Annotated in this window: 16 protein-coding genes; 3 read left to right on the forward strand and 13 right to left on the reverse strand. The window is 61.2% G+C overall.

Annotated features, from left to right (window positions below):
- From HBO19_RS17640 to HBO19_RS17650, 3 genes are read left to right on the forward strand one after another with little or no spacing between them, the layout of a single operon-like run.
- Positions 1 to 801, forward strand: coding sequence for a carbohydrate ABC transporter permease (locus HBO19_RS17640; protein ID WP_017735079.1), 801 nt, complete (start codon positions 1 to 3; stop codon positions 799 to 801).
- A 10-nt stretch (positions 802 to 811) separates the two neighbouring features.
- Positions 812 to 1,084 carry a DUF2160 domain-containing protein gene (locus tag HBO19_RS17645; RefSeq protein WP_029293327.1) on the forward strand — a complete coding sequence of 91 codons (273 nt, stop codon included), beginning with the start codon at positions 812 to 814 and terminating at the stop codon, positions 1,082 to 1,084.
- 38 nt (positions 1,085 to 1,122) lie between these two features.
- Positions 1,123 to 2,865: an ABC transporter substrate-binding protein gene (locus HBO19_RS17650; protein ID WP_169954352.1), complete on the forward strand. Its 1,743-nt coding sequence runs from the start codon at positions 1,123 to 1,125 to the stop codon at positions 2,863 to 2,865.
- A gap of 233 nt (positions 2,866 to 3,098) precedes the next feature.
- Here the strand turns inward: HBO19_RS17650 and nuoN are convergent, their stop codons facing one another.
- From nuoN to HBO19_RS17715, 13 genes are all read right to left on the reverse strand, one after another.
- Positions 3,099 to 4,562 carry an NADH-quinone oxidoreductase subunit NuoN gene (nuoN, locus tag HBO19_RS17655; RefSeq protein ID WP_029293335.1) on the reverse strand — a complete coding sequence of 488 codons (1,464 nt, stop codon included), beginning with the start codon at positions 4,560 to 4,562 and terminating at the stop codon, positions 3,099 to 3,101.
- A 7-nt stretch (positions 4,563 to 4,569) separates the two neighbouring features.
- The gene (gene nuoM, locus HBO19_RS17660) at positions 4,570 to 6,102 is read right to left on the reverse strand and encodes an NADH-quinone oxidoreductase subunit M (RefSeq protein WP_170057965.1); all 1,533 of its coding nucleotides are present in this window, start codon (positions 6,100 to 6,102) and stop codon (positions 4,570 to 4,572) included.
- A 39-nt stretch (positions 6,103 to 6,141) separates the two neighbouring features.
- On the reverse strand, positions 6,142 to 7,995 hold the full coding sequence (nuoL, locus tag HBO19_RS17665; protein ID WP_029293339.1) for an NADH-quinone oxidoreductase subunit L: 1,854 nt from the start codon (positions 7,993 to 7,995) through the stop codon (positions 6,142 to 6,144).
- The gene (nuoK, locus tag HBO19_RS17670; RefSeq protein WP_003174727.1) at positions 7,992 to 8,300 is read right to left on the reverse strand and encodes an NADH-quinone oxidoreductase subunit NuoK; all 309 of its coding nucleotides are present in this window, start codon (positions 8,298 to 8,300) and stop codon (positions 7,992 to 7,994) included. The genes nuoL and nuoK overlap by 4 nt, the downstream gene beginning before the upstream one ends.
- A gap of 2 nt (positions 8,301 to 8,302) precedes the next feature.
- A complete protein-coding gene (gene nuoJ / locus HBO19_RS17675; RefSeq protein ID WP_017476146.1) occupies positions 8,303 to 8,806 on the reverse strand; it encodes an NADH-quinone oxidoreductase subunit J in 504 nt (167 codons plus the stop codon).
- A 9-nt stretch (positions 8,807 to 8,815) separates the two neighbouring features.
- Entirely contained in the window at positions 8,816 to 9,364 is a 549-nt protein-coding gene (gene nuoI / locus HBO19_RS17680; protein WP_003174725.1) for an NADH-quinone oxidoreductase subunit NuoI, read from the reverse strand.
- An 11-nt stretch (positions 9,365 to 9,375) separates the two neighbouring features.
- Entirely contained in the window at positions 9,376 to 10,383 is a 1,008-nt protein-coding gene (gene nuoH, locus HBO19_RS17685) for an NADH-quinone oxidoreductase subunit NuoH (RefSeq protein WP_017737147.1), read from the reverse strand.
- Positions 10,380 to 13,094 carry an NADH-quinone oxidoreductase subunit NuoG gene (gene nuoG, locus HBO19_RS17690; RefSeq protein WP_169954351.1) on the reverse strand — a complete coding sequence of 905 codons (2,715 nt, stop codon included), beginning with the start codon at positions 13,092 to 13,094 and terminating at the stop codon, positions 10,380 to 10,382. Before nuoG ends, nuoH begins: the two co-directional genes overlap by 4 nt.
- Positions 13,095 to 13,229: 135 nt before the next feature.
- Positions 13,230 to 14,585: an NADH-quinone oxidoreductase subunit NuoF gene (gene nuoF / locus HBO19_RS17695; RefSeq protein WP_169954350.1), complete on the reverse strand. Its 1,356-nt coding sequence runs from the start codon at positions 14,583 to 14,585 to the stop codon at positions 13,230 to 13,232.
- Complete coding sequence (nuoE, locus tag HBO19_RS17700; RefSeq protein ID WP_029293358.1) at positions 14,582 to 15,079, reverse strand: NADH-quinone oxidoreductase subunit NuoE; 498 nt, start codon at positions 15,077 to 15,079, stop codon at positions 14,582 to 14,584. The genes nuoF and nuoE overlap by 4 nt, the downstream gene beginning before the upstream one ends.
- A gap of 2 nt (positions 15,080 to 15,081) precedes the next feature.
- Positions 15,082 to 16,866: an NADH-quinone oxidoreductase subunit C/D gene (gene nuoC, locus HBO19_RS17705; protein ID WP_090402815.1), complete on the reverse strand. Its 1,785-nt coding sequence runs from the start codon at positions 16,864 to 16,866 to the stop codon at positions 15,082 to 15,084.
- A gap of 71 nt (positions 16,867 to 16,937) precedes the next feature.
- A complete protein-coding gene (locus HBO19_RS17710; protein ID WP_012724951.1) occupies positions 16,938 to 17,612 on the reverse strand; it encodes an NADH-quinone oxidoreductase subunit B in 675 nt (224 codons plus the stop codon).
- A 10-nt stretch (positions 17,613 to 17,622) separates the two neighbouring features.
- Positions 17,623 to 18,036 (reverse strand): NADH-quinone oxidoreductase subunit A, encoded by a 414-nt coding sequence (locus HBO19_RS17715; RefSeq protein WP_003219575.1) that lies wholly within the window; start codon positions 18,034 to 18,036, stop codon positions 17,623 to 17,625.
- Positions 18,037 to 18,100: the final 64 nt, after the last annotated feature.

Raw genomic sequence — 18,100 nt, forward strand, 5'->3', positions numbered from 1 at the left:
ATGAGCAAGCGCAAAGTCATTCCGCTGCTGATCTACATCCTGTTCCTGCTGGTGCCGATCTACTGGCTGCTGAACATGTCCTTCAAGAGCAACACCGAAATCCTCGGCGGCCTGACGCTGTTTCCGCAGGACTTCACCCTGGCCAACTACAAGGTGATCTTCACCGACCCCAGTTGGTACACCGGGTATCTGAACTCGCTGTACTACGTGAGCCTGAACACCGTGATTTCCCTGACGGTGGCACTGCCGGCGGCCTACGCGTTTTCGCGTTACCGCTTCCTGGGCGACAAGCACCTGTTCTTCTGGTTGCTGACCAACCGCATGGCGCCGCCGGCGGTGTTCCTACTGCCGTTTTTCCAGCTGTATTCGTCCATCGGCCTGTTCGATACCCATATCGCCGTGGCCCTGGCCCACTGCCTGTTCAACGTGCCGCTGGCGGTGTGGATCCTGGAAGGCTTTATGTCCGGGGTGCCCAAGGAGATCGACGAAACGGCCTACATCGATGGCTATAGCTTTCCGAAGTTTTTCGTGAAGATCTTTATCCCGCTGATTGGCTCGGGGATCGGTGTCACGGCGTTTTTCTGCTTTATGTTTTCCTGGGTCGAACTGCTGCTGGCGCGCACCCTGACGTCCGTGAATGCCAAGCCGATTGCCGCCGTGATGACCCGCACCGTGTCCGCTTCGGGGATTGACTGGGGCGTGCTGGCGGCCGCCGGGGTGCTGACCATCCTGCCGGGCATGCTGGTGATCTGGTTTGTGCGCAACCATGTGGCCAAGGGCTTTGCCCTCGGCCGGGTCTGAGGAAACGATGATGGAATGGATGGCCTGGACCACCCCGACTGCGCTGTTTTTTGCGGCGATTGCCCTGTTGCTGGCGGGCATGACCACGTGGGAATTGCGCTCGCCGAGCATCCCTCGGCGCGGTTTGTTACCGATCAGCACCACCCGTGGTGATCGCCTGTTTATCGGTCTTCTCGGGAGCGCCTACCTGCATCTGCTGGTGATTGGCGTAACCGGCTGGAGCATCTGGGTGGCGTCCGCGCTGTCTGTGGTGTGGCTGTTGTCTGTGATGCGTTGGGGATAGCCACAGGCATCCCTTTTGATCCCAACCAGGAGGTCTCTATGTTCGATAAAAACAATAAGCTGCGACATAGCATTTCATTGGCCGCAGTCTTGGCACTCAGCGGCCTGAGTGCTGCAGCCTGGGCCGATGCCTATGAAGATGCCGCGAAAAAATGGATCGGCAGCGAGTTCAAACCGTCCACCCTCAGCGAAGCCCAGCAACTTGAAGAGTTGAAGTGGTTTATCAAGGCCGCCGAGCCGTTTCGTGGGATGAAGATCAATGTGGTGTCGGAAACCCTCACCACCCACGAGTACGAATCCAAGGTACTGGCCAAGGCCTTCAGTGAAATCACCGGGATCAAGCTGACCCACGACCTGCTGCAGGAGGGGGACGTGGTGGAAAAACTGCAGACCCAGATGCAGTCGGACAAGAACATCTATGACGGCTGGGTCAACGATTCCGACCTGATTGGTACGCACTTTCGCTATGGCAAGACCGAATCCATCACCGACCTGATGGCCAATGAAGGCAAGGACTTCACCTCGCCGACCCTGGACCTCAAGGACTTTATCGGCATCTCGTTTACCACTGCGCCGGACGGCAAGATCTACCAGTTGCCCGACCAGCAGTTCGCCAACCTGTACTGGTTCCGCGCCGACTGGTTCGAGCGGGCCGACCTCAAGGCCAAGTTCAAGGAGAAATACGGCTATGAACTGGGCGTGCCGGTGAACTGGTCGGCCTATGAAGATATCGCCAAGTTCTTCAGCGAAGACGTCAAGGAAATCGATGGCAAGCGCGTGTACGGCCATATGGACTACGGCAAGAAGGATCCGTCCCTGGGCTGGCGCTTTACCGATGCCTGGTTCTCCATGGCCGGTGGCGGCGACAAGGGCTTGCCCAATGGCTTGCCGGTGGACGAGTGGGGGATTCGGGTCGAGGACTGCCACCCGGTGGGTTCCAGCGTGACCCGTGGCGGCGACACCAACGGCCCGGCCGCGGTGTTTGCCACGCAGAAGTATGTCGACTGGATGCGCGCCTATGCGCCACCAGAAGCGGCGGGCATGACCTTCTCCGAATCCGGGCCGGTGCCGTCCCAAGGCAACATCGCCCAGCAGATCTTCTGGTACACCGCCTTTACCGCCGACATGACCAAACCCGGCCTGCCAGTGATGAACGCCGATGGCACGCCGAAGTGGCGCATGGCACCGTCGCCCCGCGGTCCGTATTGGGAGGAGGGCATGAAGCTGGGGTATCAGGACGTGGGCTCCTGGACCTTCCTCAAGTCCACGCCTGAGAAGCAAAAACTGGCAGCCTGGCTGTATGCGCAGTTCGTTACGTCGAAAACCGTATCCTTGAAGAAAACCATCGTCGGCCTGACGCCAATCCGCGAATCGGACATCAACTCCCAGGCCATGACCGACCTGGCCCCGAAACTCGGCGGCCTGGTGGAGTTCTATCGCAGCCCGGCGCGGGTGCAATGGACGCCGACCGGCACCAACGTGCCGGACTATCCACGCCTGGCGCAGCTGTGGTGGAGCCACATCTCGGAAGCCGCCAGCGGCGAGAAAACCCCGCAACAAGCGCTGGATGGCCTGGCCAAGGACCAGGACGCCATCATGACGCGCCTGGAACGCTCCAAGGTGCAGCCGATCTGTGGGCCGAAGATGAACCCCGAGCGTGATGCCCAGTACTGGTTCGATCAGCCGGGCGCGCCCAAGCCGAAACTGGCAAACGAAAAGCCCAAGGGTGAAACCGTCAACTATGCCGACTTGCTCAAGTCCTGGGAGGCGGCACGTAAGTGAGGTAGGGCAGATAGCACAACGGCACCGTGAGGTGCCGTTTTTTGTGGTGTCTTTGCTGCCGCCATCGCGGGCAAGCCCGCTCCCACATTGATCCGGTTTCATCATGAGAACAGGGTCAAATGTGGGAGCGGGCTTGCCCGCGATGGCGACGCCAGTGGCACCGCACATCTGCCCCCAGGAACGCAAAACGGCACCCAAGGGTGCCGTTCTGTTTACTGCTTGAGCCTAAGCGATCAACCCGCCATCACCGCATGCTGCACCAGGGTGAGCAACGGTTGTGGGTAGACACCCAGGAAAAACGCCAGCAGGGCAATGGCCAGCAGCATCACGCCACCGGCTTTCTGTTCCCAGTGCAGCTCGGCGTCCACACGGCGCAGGTTTGGCTCGATCAGGTACAGGGTGACCATCACGCGCAGGTAGTAGAACACGCCGATGGCGCTGCCCAGTACCAGGGATGCCACCAGCCACCATTCGTGGGCTTCGACACCGGTCGCGACGATGTAGAACTTGCCAATAAAGCCTGCGGTCAGCGGGATACCAGCCAGGGACAGCATCATCACGGTCAGTACGGCGGTCAGGTACGGACGGCGCCAGAACAGGCCGCGGTATTCGTACAGGGCGTCGGCGTCACGGCCTTTGTAAGGCGAGGACATCAGGGTGATCACGCCGAACGCGCCGAGGCTGGTGATCACGTAGGTGACCAGGTACACGCCGATGGCTTCCACCGCCAGGCCCTTGCTCGCCACCAGGGCGATCAGCAGGTAGCCGAAGTGCGCGATGGACGAGTAACCCAGCAGACGCTTGAGGTTGTTCTGGGTCAGGGCCAGCAGGTTACCGAACAGGATCGACGCAATGGCGATCACGGTCAGTACGTCGCTCAGCACACCGGTGTTGGCGGCGGGGGAGATCTGGAACAGACGCACCATCACCGCAAACACTGCAACCTTCGACGCGGTAGCCAGGAACGCGGCTACCGGCGCCGGGGCGCCTTCGTACACGTCCGGGGTCCACAGGTGGAAGGGTACCAGCGACAGCTTGAACGCCAGGCCGATCAGCATCATGGCCAGGCCCAGTTGGGCGATTGGCGCAGGCATGCTGGTGGTGGCCAGGGCGTGACCGATACCGCTGAAGCTCAGGCTGCCGGCTTCGGCGTAGAGCAAGGCCATACCGAACAACAGGAACGCGGAACCTGCGGCCGACAGCACCATGTACTTGATGCCGGCTTCCAGGGAGCGCTTGTTGAAGAAGGCGTAGGCCACCAGGCCGTAGGTCGGGATCGACAGCAGTTCCAGGCCGATGAACAAGCCGGCCAGGTGCTGCGCGCTGACCAGCACGATACCGCCGGCCGCAGCCAGCAGGATCAGCAGGTACAGCTCTTCGCGGTTGCCCGGGTAGCCGGTGCCGCCTTCGCCGAGATAGGCGTGGGCGAGGGTGACGCAGGCCAGTGTCGCAACCAGGATCAACGCGGTGTACAGCAGCGCGAAGTCATCGATCATGACCAGCGGGGTCACCGCCAGCGGGGCTACCTTGAGTGCCGGGATAATCGACAGCAAGGCCAGGTTCAGGCCTGCGGTGGACAGCAGGAACGTCTGTGAGTGATTGCGGCGCCAGGCGATTGCCAGCATCACCACCACAATGGTGAGGCTGGTAATCAGCAGCGGCGCAAGCGCGATAAAGTGTTGGATCGTGAATTCCATAGCGCTCTTACCGGGCCGAAGCGAGTTGAGTGAAGGCGGTGCTCAACCACTGCTGCACGCCATGCATCGTGGCGGCAGAGGTGTCGATGAACGGTTGCGGATACACGCCGATATACACCAGCAATACCGCAAGGCCGAGCACCATGATCAGTTCGCGAGCATCCATCCCTTTGAGGACGGCGTCCGACTTGGTCGGGCCGAAGTAGGCACGGTGGATCATGATCAGCGAGTACACCGAACCGAACACCAGGCCGGAGGTGGCGATCGCGGTGATCCATGGCGCACTGACGAAGCTGCCCATCAGGATCAGGAACTCACCGACGAAGTTACCGGTGCCCGGCAAGCCCAGGGAGGCGGCTGCAAAGAACAGGCTGATCGCCGGCAAGTAGGCGATACGCGACCAGATGCCGCCCATTTCACGCATGTCACGGGTGTGCAGGCGCTCGTACAGTTGGCCACTGAGGATAAACAGTGCGGCTGCCGAAACACCGTGGGCCAGCATCTGGATCACCGCGCCTTGCAACGCCAGCTGGCTGCCGGAGTAGATGCCGATCAGTACGAAACCCATGTGGGAAACGGACGAGAAGGCAATCAGGCGCTTGATGTCGGTTTGGGCGAAGGCGAGGAACGCACCGTAGAAGATCCCGATCAGGCCCAGGGTCATGGCAATCGGCGCGAACTCGGCCGAAGCATTCGGGAACAGCGGCAGGGCGAAACGCAGCAGGCCATAGGCCGCCGTCTTCAACAGGATACCGGCCAGGTCCACGGAACCTGCGGTGGGCGCCTGGGCGTGAGCGTCAGGCAACCAGGAGTGGAACGGCACCACCGGCAGTTTCACCGCGAAGGCGATGAAGAAACCGAGCATGAGGATGTACTCGGTGGTCATCGACATCTTGGTTTTCAACAGGTCGGCGTAGTTGAAGGTAATCACGCCGGTGTTGTTGAAGTTGACCAGGACCAGGCCCAGGATCGCCACCAACATGATCAGGCCGGAAGCCTGGGTGAAGATGAAGAACTTGGTCGCCGCGTAGATCCGGGTTTTCTTGCCGTCCGAAGAACTGTGACCCCAGAGCGCGATGAGGAAGTACATCGGCACCAGCATCATTTCCCAGAAGAAGAAGAACATGAACAGGTCCAGCGCAAGGAACACGCCGACAACGCCGCCCAGGATCCACATCAGGTTCAGGTGGAAGAAGCCCACGTGACGCTCGATTTCTTTCCAGGAGCAGAGTACCGAGAGGATACCCAGCAGGCCGGTCAGCAGGATCATCAACAGCGACAGGCCATCGAGGGCCAGGTGCACGTTGATGCCGAAGCGTTCGATCCAGACGTGCTTGAATTCAAGCGCGAAGGTTGGATCGACACCCGGTGCCGGAGCAAATGAATAGTCGCCATGGGCCCACAGCCAGAGGCCGAGTGCGAGTTCCAGGGACATGGTCAGCAACGCAATCCAGCGGGGCAGGGTAGCGCCGAAGCGCTCGCCCATCCAGCAGAGCAGGCCGCCGATAAAGGGGATCAGGATTAGCCAGGGCAGAATCATGACGGGCTCGTTTCCTTTCGCAAGTTCGCAAAGTTCATATCAGACCGCTACCACTACGATGGCGCCGATCACCAACACGGCACCGGCCGCCATGGAAGCTGCATACCAACGCAATTGGCCGGTCTCGGTGCGGCTCAGGGCTGTGTGGCCGGCCTTGGCGGCACGCGGGATCAAACCGATGGTCTGGTCGAGCGGGTCTTTGCGCAGTACATGGCTGATCGCAAGGTAAGGCTTGACGAACAGTTTGTCGTAGATCCAGTCGAAGCCCCAGGCGGCGAACCACCAGGCCGAAAGGAAGCGGCCAATGCCACTGTTGGCCACGGCGGTCACGAAGCGACGCTTGCCGAGGAACAACATGGCCGCCAGCAGGATACCGGCGATGGCGATGGCGCCCGAGGCGATTTCCAGGCTGTGCTTGGCGTCGCCGCCGGCATGCCCGACGCTTTGTGGCAGTACGCCAGCCAGTGGCGGAGTGATCATGGCGCCGACGAAGGTCGACAGGATGATCAGCACCGACAGCGGCAGCCAGTGGGAAATGCCGTGGCCTGCGTGGGCTTCGGTCTTGGCTTCACCGTGGAACGTGATGAAGATCAGGCGGAAGGTGTACAGCGAGGTCATGAACGCGCCAACCAGACCGGCGTACAGCAGGCCCTGGTTACCGCTGGCAAAGGCTTCCCAGAGGATTTCGTCTTTGGAGTAGAAACCTGCGGTCACCAGTGGCAGGGCTGCCAGCGCGGCACCACCGACGATGAAGCTGGCGTAGGCCAACGGCAGTTTCTTCCACAGGCCGCCCATCTTGAAGATGTTCTGCTCGTGGTGGCAGGCAACGATCACCGCACCGGACGCCAGGAACAGCAGGGCCTTGAAGAAGGCGTGGGTCATCAGGTGGAAGATTGCGCCGTCCCAGGCGCCGACGCCCAGGGCCAGGAACATGTAGCCGATCTGGCTCATGGTCGAGTAGGCGAGGATCCGCTTGATGTCGGTCTGCACCAGCGCGGCGAAGCCGGCCAGCACCAGGGTCACGCCGCCCACCAGGCCCACCAGGTGCAGGATTTCCGGCGCCAGGGTGAACAGGCCGTGGGTACGGGCGATCAGGTACACACCGGCGGTCACCATGGTGGCGGCGTGGATCAGTGCCGACACCGGGGTAGGACCGGCCATGGCGTCTGCCAGCCAGGTTTGCAGTGGCAGTTGCGCCGATTTACCGACAGCGCCGCCCAGCAGCATCAGGGTCGCCAGGGTGATCCAGAAGTCGCCGACCTGGAATTTCTGCGGTGCCAGCACCAGCAGTTCCTGGATGTTCAGCGTGCCCACCTGTTGGAAAAGGATGAACAGGCCGATGGCCATGAACACGTCGCCGATCCGGGTCACGACAAAGGCCTTGAGGGCCGCGTTCCCGTTGTTGCGGTTGCTGTAGTAGAAACCGATCAACAGGTACGAGCACAGGCCCACGCCTTCCCAGCCGAAGTACAGGAACAACAGGTTATCGCCCAGCACCAGGAACAGCATGCTGGCGATAAACAGGTTGGTGTAGGCGAAGAAGCGCGAATAACCGGCCTCACCGCGCATGTACCAGGACGCGAACAGGTGGATCAGGAAACCCACGCCCACCACCACGCCGAGCATGGTGATCGACAGGCCGTCGACGTAGAGGGCGAAGTCAGGCTTGAAGCCCTCGACCGCCATCCATTGCCACAGCACCAGGGTGTAGTGACCGGCTTCGGGCGGCGCCACGTTGAACTGCCAGATGACGTAGGCGGCGACAATCGCCGACAGGCCAATGGAACCCACGCCGACCAGGGCCGAGAGGTTTTCCGACCAGCGTCCACGGGAGAACGACAGCAGCAGGAAACCGATCAGGGGAAATACGAAAGTCAGAAAGATCATGTTCATCCGCGCATCTCACTGGCAGCGTCGATATCAAGCGTGTGGAAGCGACGATACAGTTGCAACAGGATCGCCAGGCCAATACTGGCCTCGGCAGCTGCCAGGCTGATCACCAGGATGAACATTACTTGCCCATCCGGCTGGCCCCAACGCGCACCCGCCACGATGAAGGCCAGTGCAGCAGCGTTCATCATGATTTCCAGGCTCATCAACACGAACAGAATGTTGCGGCGAACCATCAGGCCGACCAGGCCAAGGCAGAACAGGATGCCGGCGACCGCCAGACCATGCTCCAAAGGGATAGCAGGCATCGTCATTGCTCCTTGGCTTCGTTGCGGCCCAAGTGGAAGGCAGTGATGGCTGCAGCGAGCAGCAGCATCGAAGCCAGTTCGACCACCAGCAGGTACGGGCCAAACAGGCTGATGCCCACGGCCTTGGCGTCTACGGTGGTGTGGCCGATGGCCTGGCCGCTCTGGTGAGCGAACAGCACATACAGCAGTTCAGCCAGCAGCAGCGCTGCCAGGATCACCGGGCCGAGCCAGATGCCGGGCTTGAGCCAGACGCGCTCCTGGGCGACCGAAGCCGGCCCCAGGTTGAGCATCATCACCACAAACACGAACAGCACCATGATGGCGCCAGCGTAGGCGATCACTTCCAGCACACCGGCGAACGGTGCGCCGAGGCTGAAAAAGGTCATGGCCACGGCGATCAGCGAAATGATCAGGTAGAGCAGGGCGTGCACGGGGTTGGTGTTGGTGATCACGCGAAGCGTGGACACCACTGCAATACCCGATGCGAAATAGAAAGCGAATTCCATCTTTCTTCCTTAAGGCAGCAAGCTCTTCACGTTGATCGGCTCGGCTTCGTTTTGTGCGGCGCCTTTCGGCTTACCGGCAACGGCCATACCTGCAACACGATAGAAGTTGTAATCAGGGTTTTTACCGGGACCAGAGATCAGCAGATCTTCTTTCTCGTACACCAGGTCCTGACGTTTGAACTCGGCCATCTCGAAATCCGGTGTCAGCTGGATCGCGGTGGTCGGGCAAGCTTCCTCGCAGAGGCCGCAGAAAATGCAGCGCGAGAAGTTGATGCGGAAGAAGTCCGGGTACCAGCGACCGTCTTCGGTTTCAGCTTTCTGCAGGGAGATACAGCCCACCGGGCACGCCACGGCGCACAGGTTGCAGGCTACGCAACGCTCTTCGCCATCGGGGTCGCGGGTCAGTACGATCCGGCCGCGATAACGCGGCGGCAGGTACACCGCTTCTTCCGGGTATTGCAGGGTGTCGCGTTTGCGAAAGCCATGGCCGAAAACCATCACCAGGCTTCGCAACTGGGTACCGGTACCCTTAACGATGTCGCCAATATATTTGAACATGGGTCAAATCCTCACTGAACCGCGCCCGCTGGCGTGTTCAACAACACAACGGCAGCAGTCACCAGCAAATTGATCAGGGTCAGCGGCAGGCAGAAGCGCCAGCTGAAATCCATCACCTGGTCGTATCGTGGACGCGGAATGGAAGCGCGCAGCAGGATAAACAACATGATGAAGAACGCGGTCTTGAGGAAGAACCAGAAGAACGCCAACTGCGGCAGGATGCCGAACGGACCGTGCCAGCCGCCGAAGAACAGCGTGACCAGCAGGGCCGAGATCAAGATGATGCCGATGTACTCACCGACGAAGAACATGCCCCATTTCATGCCGGCGTATTCGATGTGGTAGCCGTCGGCCAGTTCCTGTTCCGCTTCCGGCTGGTCGAAGGGGTGACGGTGAGTCACGGCCACGCCAGCGATGAAGAAGGTACAGAAGCCGAAGAACTGCGGAATGATGAACCACAGGTTCTGTGCCTGGTACTCGACGATGTCGCGCATGTTGAACGAGCCCACCTGCACCACGATGCCCATCAGCGCCAGGCCCATGAACACTTCGTAGGACACAGTCTGGGCCGAGGCCCGCAAGCTGCCCAGCAGGGCGAACTTGTTGTTACTGGCCCAGCCGGCGAACAGCACCGCATAGACCGACAAACCGGCCATGGCGAAGAAGAACAGCAAGCCGATGTTCAGGTCCGCCACGCCCCAGGTCGGGGTGATCGGGATGATCGCGAAGGCGATCAGCAAGGCGCTCATGGCCACGACCGGCGCCAGGGTGAAGATCACCTTGTCGGCAAACGGCGGGGTCCAGTCTTCCTTGAAGAACATTTTCAGCATGTCGGCGGCGATCTGGAACATACCAAATGGGCCAACGCGGTTCGGACCGTAACGGTCCTGCCACCAGCCCAGCAGGCGACGTTCGACGAAGCTGAGCAGGGCGCCCGCGACGACCACGGCCAACAGGATCACGATGGCCTTGACGACCGAGATGATCACGTCGATCACTTCAGGGGTGAACCAGGTCATTGCGCTGCCTCCTGCAGACCGTCAACGGTTTGGCCAAAGATCGCAGGAGGAATCCCGGCGAGGCCTTTTGGCAGTGCAACCAGGCCAGCACCCAGCTCGTCGTTGATGCGCAGCGGCAGACGCAGGGTCTGGCCGGCTACGTTCAAGCTCAGCAGGGCACCGTCGTTGACGCCCAGGCGATCGGCTTCGGACTTGGCCACGGATACGTAGGCGGCGGGAATGCGCTCTTGCACCGGCGCGGCCTTGGAAGAGGTCTCTTCGCTGCCGAACAGGTGGAAGAACGGCACAACCTGCCAGGTGCCCTGGGCCGGGTTGAACGGACGCGGTACTGCAGCGAACCAGTTCAGCGAATCACCAGTGCTTTCGATCAGGCGGGTGCCCGGGTCGCCAGCGCGGATATGACCACCGACTTCGTCCTGGAACTTGTTCCAGGCCTGCGGCGAGTTCCAGCCCGGCGACCAGGCAAACGGCACCTGCTGACGGGGCTCGACCGAACCCGAGTAACCTTCCATGGAGAAGGCGAACGCGGTGTCGTTGTCTTGCGGGGTACGCGGTTCGTGCACGCTGATATCAGCACGCATGGCGGTACGCCCGGAATAACGCAGCGGTTCACGGGCCAGCTTCATGCCCTTGATACGGAACGCGGCGGACGGTGCGGCGTCGACGATACGCGCCAGTTGCGGTGCGCTCGCGGCGACGGCTGCGGTGACGTGGTCGAGCTGGGTCCAGTCGATCGGCTGGTTCAGCAGGGTTGCGCGCAGGGCGTGCAGCCAGCGCCAGCCTTCGTGAACCAGGATGCTGGCGTCCATGTACTTCGGATCGAACACCTGGAAGAAGCGCTGGGCGCGGCCTTCCTGGCTGACCAGGGTCCCGTCGCCTTCGGCGAAGCTTGCGGCTGGCAAGACCAGATGGGCACGGTCGCTGGTCGCGGTCTTTTGGTGATCGGCGACGATCAGCACTTTGGCAGCACTCAGCGCGGCATCGACCTTGCCCGCATCGGTGCGGGTGTACAGGTCGTTTTCCAGCACCACGATGGCGTCGGCACTGCCGTCGATCACGGCTTGCAGGGCGCTGTCCAGGGACTCGCCACCGAGCATGGCCAGGCCAAGGCTGTTGGCTTCCGGCACGACCAGGCTGATGGAGCCGTTCTTCTCGCGCAGCTTGAGGGCCTTGGCGATGTTGGCGGCGGCTTCGATCAGCGCCTTGGAACCCAACGAGGTACCGGCAATGATCAAAGGACGCTTGGCCGCGAGCAGGGCGTCGGCAATACGCTGGGCCAGGGCCACGGCTTCTGCGTCCAGGCCTTCGACGGCAGGGGCGCTGGCGTCGAGGGCGTGGGCCACGGCGAAACCGATACGGGCCAGGTCGTCAGGTGCTGCGTGCACGCATTCTTCAGCGATATCGTCGAGCTTGGTTTCGGCAAGGCTTGCGATAAACAGCGGGTTCAGCGCGTGCTGGCCGATGTTTTTCACCGCAGCGTCGAGCCAAGGCTGTACGCGCATGGCGTCGGCCATTTCTTCGGCCTTGCCTTTGACCGACTGGCGCAGGGACAGCGCGATACGCGCGGCGGTCTGGGTCAGGTCTTCACCGAGCACGAAGATTGCGTCGTGGTCTTCGATGTCGCGCATGTTCGGCACTGGCAGCGGGCTGTCATTGAGCACCTGCAGGACCAGGCGGATACGCTCCAGCTCGCCGGCTTCGATACCGCTGTAGAAGTGCTCGGCACCCACCAGTTCACGCAGCGCGTAGTTGCTTTCGAGGCTGGCGCGTGGCGAACCGATACCGACGATGTTGCGCCCGCGCAGCAGGTCGGCGGCTTTGTCCAGCGCCTCGTCCAGGCTTAGCTTGGCGCCATCGGCCAGCAATGGCTGGCGAGGACGGTCTTCGCGGTTGACGTAGCCATAGCCGAAGCGGCCACGGTCGCACAGGAAGTACTGGTTGACCGAACCGTTGAAGCGGTTTTCGATGCGACGCAGTTCGCCGTAGCGCTCGCCCGGGGAGATGTTGCAACCGCTGGAGCAGCCATGGCAGATGCTCGGCGAGAACTGCATGTCCCACTTGCGGTTGTAGCGCTCGGAGTGAGTCTTGTCGGTGAACACACCGGTCGGGCAGACCTCGGTGAGGTTGCCGGAGAACTCGCTTTCCAGGACGCCATCTTCAACGCGCCCGAAGTACACGTTGTCATGGGCGCCGAATACGCCCAGGTCGGTGCCGCCGGCGTAGTCTTTATAGAAGCGTACGCAGCGATAGCAGGCGATGCAGCGGTTCATTTCGTGGGAAATGAACGGGCCGAGGTCCTGGTTCTGGTGGGTACGCTTGGTGAAGCGATAACGGCGCTCGTTGTGGCCGGTCATCACCGTCATGTCTTGCAGGTGGCAGTGACCGCCTTCCTCACAGACCGGGCAGTCGTGGGGGTGGTTGGTCATCAGCCATTCGACAACGCTGGCGCGAAACGCCTTGGACTCATCATCGTCGATGGAAATCCAGGTGTTGTCGGTGGCCGGCGTCATGCAGGACATGACGATACGACCACGGGTGTCGTTTTCGTCGGTGTACTGCTTGACCGCACACTGGCGACAGGCACCGACGCTACCAAGCGCGGGGTGCCAGCAGAAATAAGGGATGTCGAGGCCTAGTGACAGACACGCCTGTAACAGGTTGTCCGCCCCATCGACTTCGAGCGCTTTGCCGTCTACGTGGATAGTGGCCATGGTTCAAAGTTCTTCGTTGGCCCGTTGTCAGCGGGCGTGGCTAATGGAATCTTGTTATTCATGTGCATCAACACAGCCTTCACGGCGTCAGCACATGACAAGGCGAAGGGCACGGACCCTTCGCCTATTGAAGCGTTACGCGCCGACTACGATCGGCTTTGCCAGAGGCGGGACGGCGGCGCTTTTGGGCGCGATGCCGGCTTCGAACTCCGAGCGGAAGTACTTGATTGCGCTGCCCAGTGGCTCCACGGCGCCCGGTGCGTGAGCACAGAAGGTCTTGCCAGGGCCGAGGAAACCGACCAGGCCCAGCAGGGTTTCGATATCCCCCGGCTGGCCTTCGCCTTTCTCGATCGCCATCAGGAGCTTGACGCTCCACGGCAAGCCATCGCGGCACGGGGTGCAGAAACCACAGGATTCGCGAGCGAAGAACTGCTCCATGTTGCGCAGCAGCGAGACCATGTTCACGGTGTTGTCCACCGCCATCGCCAGGCCGGTACCCATCCGGGTGCCCACCTTGCCGATGCCACCGGCATACATCTGTGCGTCGAGGTGCTCGGGCAACAGGAAACCGGTGCCGGCGCCGCCTGGCTGCCAGGCCTTGAGGGTGTAGCCGTCGCGCATGCCGCCGGCGTAGTCCTCGAATAGCTCGCGGGCGGTCACGCCGAATGGCAGTTCCCACAGGCCAGGGTTCTTGACCTTACCGGAGAAGCCCATGAGCTTGGTGCCCATGTCTTCGCTGCCTTCGCGGGCCAGGGATTTGTACCAGTCCACGCCGTCGGCGATGATCGCCGGCACGTTGCACAGGGTCTCGACGTTGTTCACGCACGTAGGCTTGCCCCACACGCCAACGGCGGCGGGGAAGGGCGGCTTGGAGCGCGGGTTGGCGCGGCGGCCTTCGAGGGAGTTGATCAGTGCGGTTTCTTCACCGCAGATGTAACGCCCGGCGCCGGTGTGCACGAACAACTCGAAGTCAAAACCCGAACCGAGGATGTTCTTGCCCAACAGGCCTGCGGCCTTGGCTTCGGCCACGGCACGGTTCAGGTGTTTGGCGGCGGTGGTGTATTCGCCCCGCAGGAAGATGTAGCCCCGGTAGGTTTTCAGCGCACGGGCGCTGATCAGCATGCCTTCGATCAGCAGATGGGGCAGTTGCTCCATCAGCATGCGGTCTTTCCAGGTGTTGGGCTCCATTTCATCGGCGTTACACAACAGGTAACGGATGTTGATGGATTCATCTTTTGGCATCAGTCCCCACTTCACACCCGTGGGGAAGCCTGCGCCGCCGCGACCTTTGAGGCCAGCGTCCTTCACGGTCTGGACGATATCGTCCTGAGCCATGTCGGCAAAGGCTTTGCGCGCAGCGGCGTAACCGTTCTTGGCCTGGTACTCGTCAAGCCATACAGGCTCGCCGTCGTCACGCAGGCGCCAGGTCAGCGGGTGGGTTTCGGCCGAACGCTTGATCAGGTTGGCCGGGCCAAAGGAAGTCAGGGTCATGGGTAGCCCTCGAGCAATTGGGTGACGCCAGAGGCCTGCACGTCGCCGAATGTGTCGTCGTCGATCATCAACGCCGGCGCTTTGTCGCAGTTGCCCAGGCAGCATACCGGCAGCAGCGTGAAGCGCCCGTCTGCAGTGGTCTGGCCTAGGCCGATGCCCAGCTTGCTCTGGATCGCGTCGACCACTGACTCGTGGCCGCCGATATAGCAGACCATGCTGTCGCACACGCGAATGATGTGGCGGCCGACCGGCTGGCGGAAGATCTGGCTGTAGAACGTCGCCACGCCTTCCACATCGCTGGCCGGGATGCCGAGGATCTCGCCGATGGCGTAGAGGGCGCCGTCGGGCACCCAGCCACGTTCCTTCTGAACGATCTTCAAGGCTTCGATCGACGCCGCGCGCGGGTCTTCGTAGTGATGCAGCTCGTGCTCGATGGCCGAGCGCTCGGTTTCACTCAAGGTGAAACGGTCTGTCTGGATAAGCGTGCTGTTCATGCTTAGCGGTCCACGTCGGCCATAACGAAATCGATACTACCCAGGTACGCAATCAAGTCCGCGACCATCTCGCCTTTGATCACCGAAGGGATCTGCTGCAAGTGGGCGAAGCTTGGGGTACGAATCCGGGTGCGGTAGCTCATGGTGCCGCCATCGCTCGTCAGGTAATAACTGTTGATACCCTTGGTCGCTTCGATCATCTGGAAGGACTCGTTGGCCGGCATCACCGGGCCCCACGAGACTTGCAGGAAGTGCGTGATCAGGGTCTCGATGTGCTGCAGGGTGCGCTCTTTTGGCGGCGGCGTGGTCAGCGGGTGATCCGCTTTGTACGGGCCTGCCGGCATGTTGCGCATGCATTGCTCGATGATTTTCAGGCTCTGGCGCATTTCTTCGACGCGCACGATGCAACGGTCGTAGGCATCGCCATTGGCTGCCAGCGGAACTTCGAACTCGAAGTTCTCATAGCCGGAGTACGGGCGCGCCTTGCGCAGGTCGAAGTCGCAACCGGTGGATCGCAGGCCAGCACCGGTGACGCCCCATTCCAGGGCCTCTTTGGTGTTGTAGGCAGCGACGCCGATGGTCCGGCCCTTGAGGATGCTGTTGTCCAGCGCAGCCTTTTGGTACTCGTCCAGACGCTTGGGCATCCAGTCGATGAATTCCTTGACCAGGCGCTCCCAGCCGTTCGGCAGGTCGTGGGCCACACCGCCGATGCGGTACCAGGCCGGGTGCAGGCGAAAGCCCGTGATGGCCTCGATGACCTTGTACGCACGCTGACGGTCGGTGAAGGTGAAGAACACCGGGGTCATGGCGCCGACGTCCTGGATATAGGTACCCAGGAACAGCAGGTGGCTGGTGATCCGGAAGAACTCGGCCATCATGATGCGGATGGTGTCGACGCGGTCTGGCACCTTGATGCCCGCCAGCTTCTCGACCGAGAGCACGTACGGCAGGTTGTTCATCACGCCGCCGAGGTAGTCGATACGGTCGGTGTACGGGATGAAGCTGTGCCAGGACTGGCGCTCGGCCATCTTCTCGGCACCACGGTGGTGGTAGCCGATGTCCGGCACGCAGTCGACGATTTCTTCGCCGTCCAGTTGCAGGATGATACGGAAGGCACCGTGGGCCGAAGGGTGGTTCGGGCCCAGGTTGAGGAACATGTAGTCCTCGTTGGTGCCGGAACGCTTCATGCCCCAGTCTTCCGGACGGAAGCGCGCGGCTTCTTCTTCAAGCTGCTGCTTGGCCAGGTTGAGGCTGAACGGATCGAATTCGGTGGCGCGGGCAGGGAAGTCCTTGCGCAGCGGGTGACCTTCCCAGGTCGGCGGCATCATGATGCGCGTCAGGTGCGGGTGGCCCGGGAAGTCGATCCCGAACATGTCCCAGACTTCACGCTCGTACCAGCTGGCGTTCGGCCAGATACCGGTCACGGTCGGGATGCTCAGGTCGCTTTCCGAGAGGGCGACCTTGATCATCACGTCGCTGTTACGTTCCAGTGACATCAGGTGATAGAACACGGTGAAGTCGGCGCCGCTCGGCAGCCCCTGGCGCTTGGTGCGCAGACGCTCGTCCACGCCATGCAGGTCATAGAGCATGACGTACGGCTTGGGCAGGTTGCGCAGGAAGGTCAGGACTTCGACGAGCTTGGCGCGCGCCACCCACAGCACCGGCATACCGGTGCGTGTGGCCTGGGCGGTGAAGGCGTCAGGGCCAAAACGGTTATTGAGTTCGACGACCACATCCTGGTCGTCTGCCTTATAAGGCGGGATATACAGAGCGCTGCCTGTAGTCATGGTTTTTTATCGCTTTCGGTCAACGTAAAGAATGAGGCCAGGTTTTCGTTCTATAAAAGAAGCGGGCTGGATCAGACTTCGTCGGGGCTGCGCAGGTTGGTGACTGCGATTCGCTGTTCGCGGCGCTGTTCCTTTTGCGAAGGCATCTCGGCGCGGTACACGCCTTGATCGCCGACGACCCAGGACAGTGGGCGACGCTCCTTGCCAATCGATTCCTGCAACAGCATCAGGCCTTGCAGGAAAGCTTCAGGGCGGGGCGGGCAGCCAGGCACGTAAACGTCCACAGGCAGGAACTTGTCCACCCCCTGAACTACGGAATAGATGTCGTACATGCCACCGGAGTTGGCGCACGAACCCATGGAGATAACCCACTTCGGCTCGAGCATTTGCTCGTAGAGACGCTGGATGATCGGCGCCATCTTGATAAAGCAGGTGCCGGCGATAACCATGAAATCCGCCTGGCGCGGTGATGCCCGGATAACTTCGGCGCCAAAGCGCGCGATGTCGTGGGGCGCCGTGAAGGCGGTGGTCATTTCCACGTAGCAGCACGAAAGGCCGAAGTTGTACGGCCACAGGGAATTCTTGCGCCCCCAGTTGACCGCGCCACTCAGCACGTCTTCCAGCTTGCCCATGTAGATGTTTTTGTGGACTTGGTCTTCTAACGGATCGGAGACGGTTTCCCGTTCGCCGATGGGGTACTGATCGTTAGGAGCATCCGGGTCGATCCTGGTGAGATTGTATTGCATCGCCAAAGCCTCATTGTTTCAGCTTCGCTTGCCGCTTGCGACGAGCTTCCGGAGCCCAGTCAAGGGCGCCCACTCGAAATAGGTAGACAAGGCCTGCCAACAGAATTGCTATGAAAACGAGGGCTTCGACGAATCCGGTCCAGCCGCTTTCGCGGACGGACACAGACCAGGCAAAGAGAAAGAGGGCTTCGATATCGAAGATCACGAACAACATCGCGACCAGATAGAATTTGGCTGAGAGCCGCAAGCGGGCGCCACCTGTAGGTAGCATGCCGGACTCGAACGGTTCGTTTTTGCTGCGGCCCCAGGCTTTTGACCCGAGAAGGCTGGAGACACCGAGCATGAAGGCGCAGAGGCCGACAACACCGAGGAGGAAAATGGCAAAGCCCCAGTTGTGGGCCATGAGTCCTGTCGCTTCGGTCATGCTGGAAATCCTTAACAGAGAGCAAAGGTCTCTGAGCTCGAAAAAGTAACGACGCAGTGACGAT

Origin of the sequence: Pseudomonas sp. WS 5021 (genome assembly GCF_012985535.1) — a bacterium.
Lineage (GTDB): Bacteria > Pseudomonadota > Gammaproteobacteria > Pseudomonadales > Pseudomonadaceae > Aquipseudomonas.

Bases quoted from the DNA above. Each gene is read 5' to 3' on its own strand.
- nuoE (WP_029293358.1), bottom strand. From the start codon at position 15,079: ATGAACAGCACGCTTATCCAGACAGACCGTTTCACCTTGAGTGAAACC.
- HBO19_RS17715 (WP_003219575.1), bottom strand. From the start codon at position 18,036: ATGACCGAAGCGACAGGACTCATGGCCCACAACTGGGGCTTTGCCATT.
- nuoF (WP_169954350.1), bottom strand. From the start codon at position 14,585: ATGACCCTGACTTCCTTTGGCCCGGCCAACCTGATCAAGCGTTCGGCC.
- nuoI (WP_003174725.1), bottom strand. From the start codon at position 9,364: ATGTTCAAATATATTGGCGACATCGTTAAGGGTACCGGTACCCAGTTG.
- nuoL (WP_029293339.1), bottom strand. From the start codon at position 7,995: ATGAACATGATCTTTCTGACTTTCGTATTTCCCCTGATCGGTTTCCTG.
- nuoM (WP_170057965.1), bottom strand. From the start codon at position 6,102: ATGATTCTGCCCTGGCTAATCCTGATCCCCTTTATCGGCGGCCTGCTC.
- nuoC (WP_090402815.1), bottom strand. From the start codon at position 16,866: ATGACTACAGGCAGCGCTCTGTATATCCCGCCTTATAAGGCAGACGAC.
- nuoH (WP_017737147.1), bottom strand. From the start codon at position 10,383: ATGACCTGGTTCACCCCTGAAGTGATCGACGTGATCATCTCGGTCGTC.
- nuoG (WP_169954351.1), bottom strand. From the start codon at position 13,094: ATGGCCACTATCCACGTAGACGGCAAAGCGCTCGAAGTCGATGGGGCG.
- nuoK (WP_003174727.1), bottom strand. From the start codon at position 8,300: ATGCCTGCTATCCCTTTGGAGCATGGTCTGGCGGTCGCCGGCATCCTG.
- nuoJ (WP_017476146.1), bottom strand. From the start codon at position 8,806: ATGGAATTCGCTTTCTATTTCGCATCGGGTATTGCAGTGGTGTCCACG.
- HBO19_RS17650 (WP_169954352.1), top strand. From the start codon at position 1,123: ATGTTCGATAAAAACAATAAGCTGCGACATAGCATTTCATTGGCCGCA.
- nuoN (WP_029293335.1), bottom strand. From the start codon at position 4,562: ATGGAATTCACGATCCAACACTTTATCGCGCTTGCGCCGCTGCTGATT.
- HBO19_RS17710 (WP_012724951.1), bottom strand. From the start codon at position 17,612: ATGCAATACAATCTCACCAGGATCGACCCGGATGCTCCTAACGATCAG.
- HBO19_RS17645 (WP_029293327.1), top strand. From the start codon at position 812: ATGGAATGGATGGCCTGGACCACCCCGACTGCGCTGTTTTTTGCGGCG.
- HBO19_RS17640 (WP_017735079.1), top strand. From the start codon at position 1: ATGAGCAAGCGCAAAGTCATTCCGCTGCTGATCTACATCCTGTTCCTG.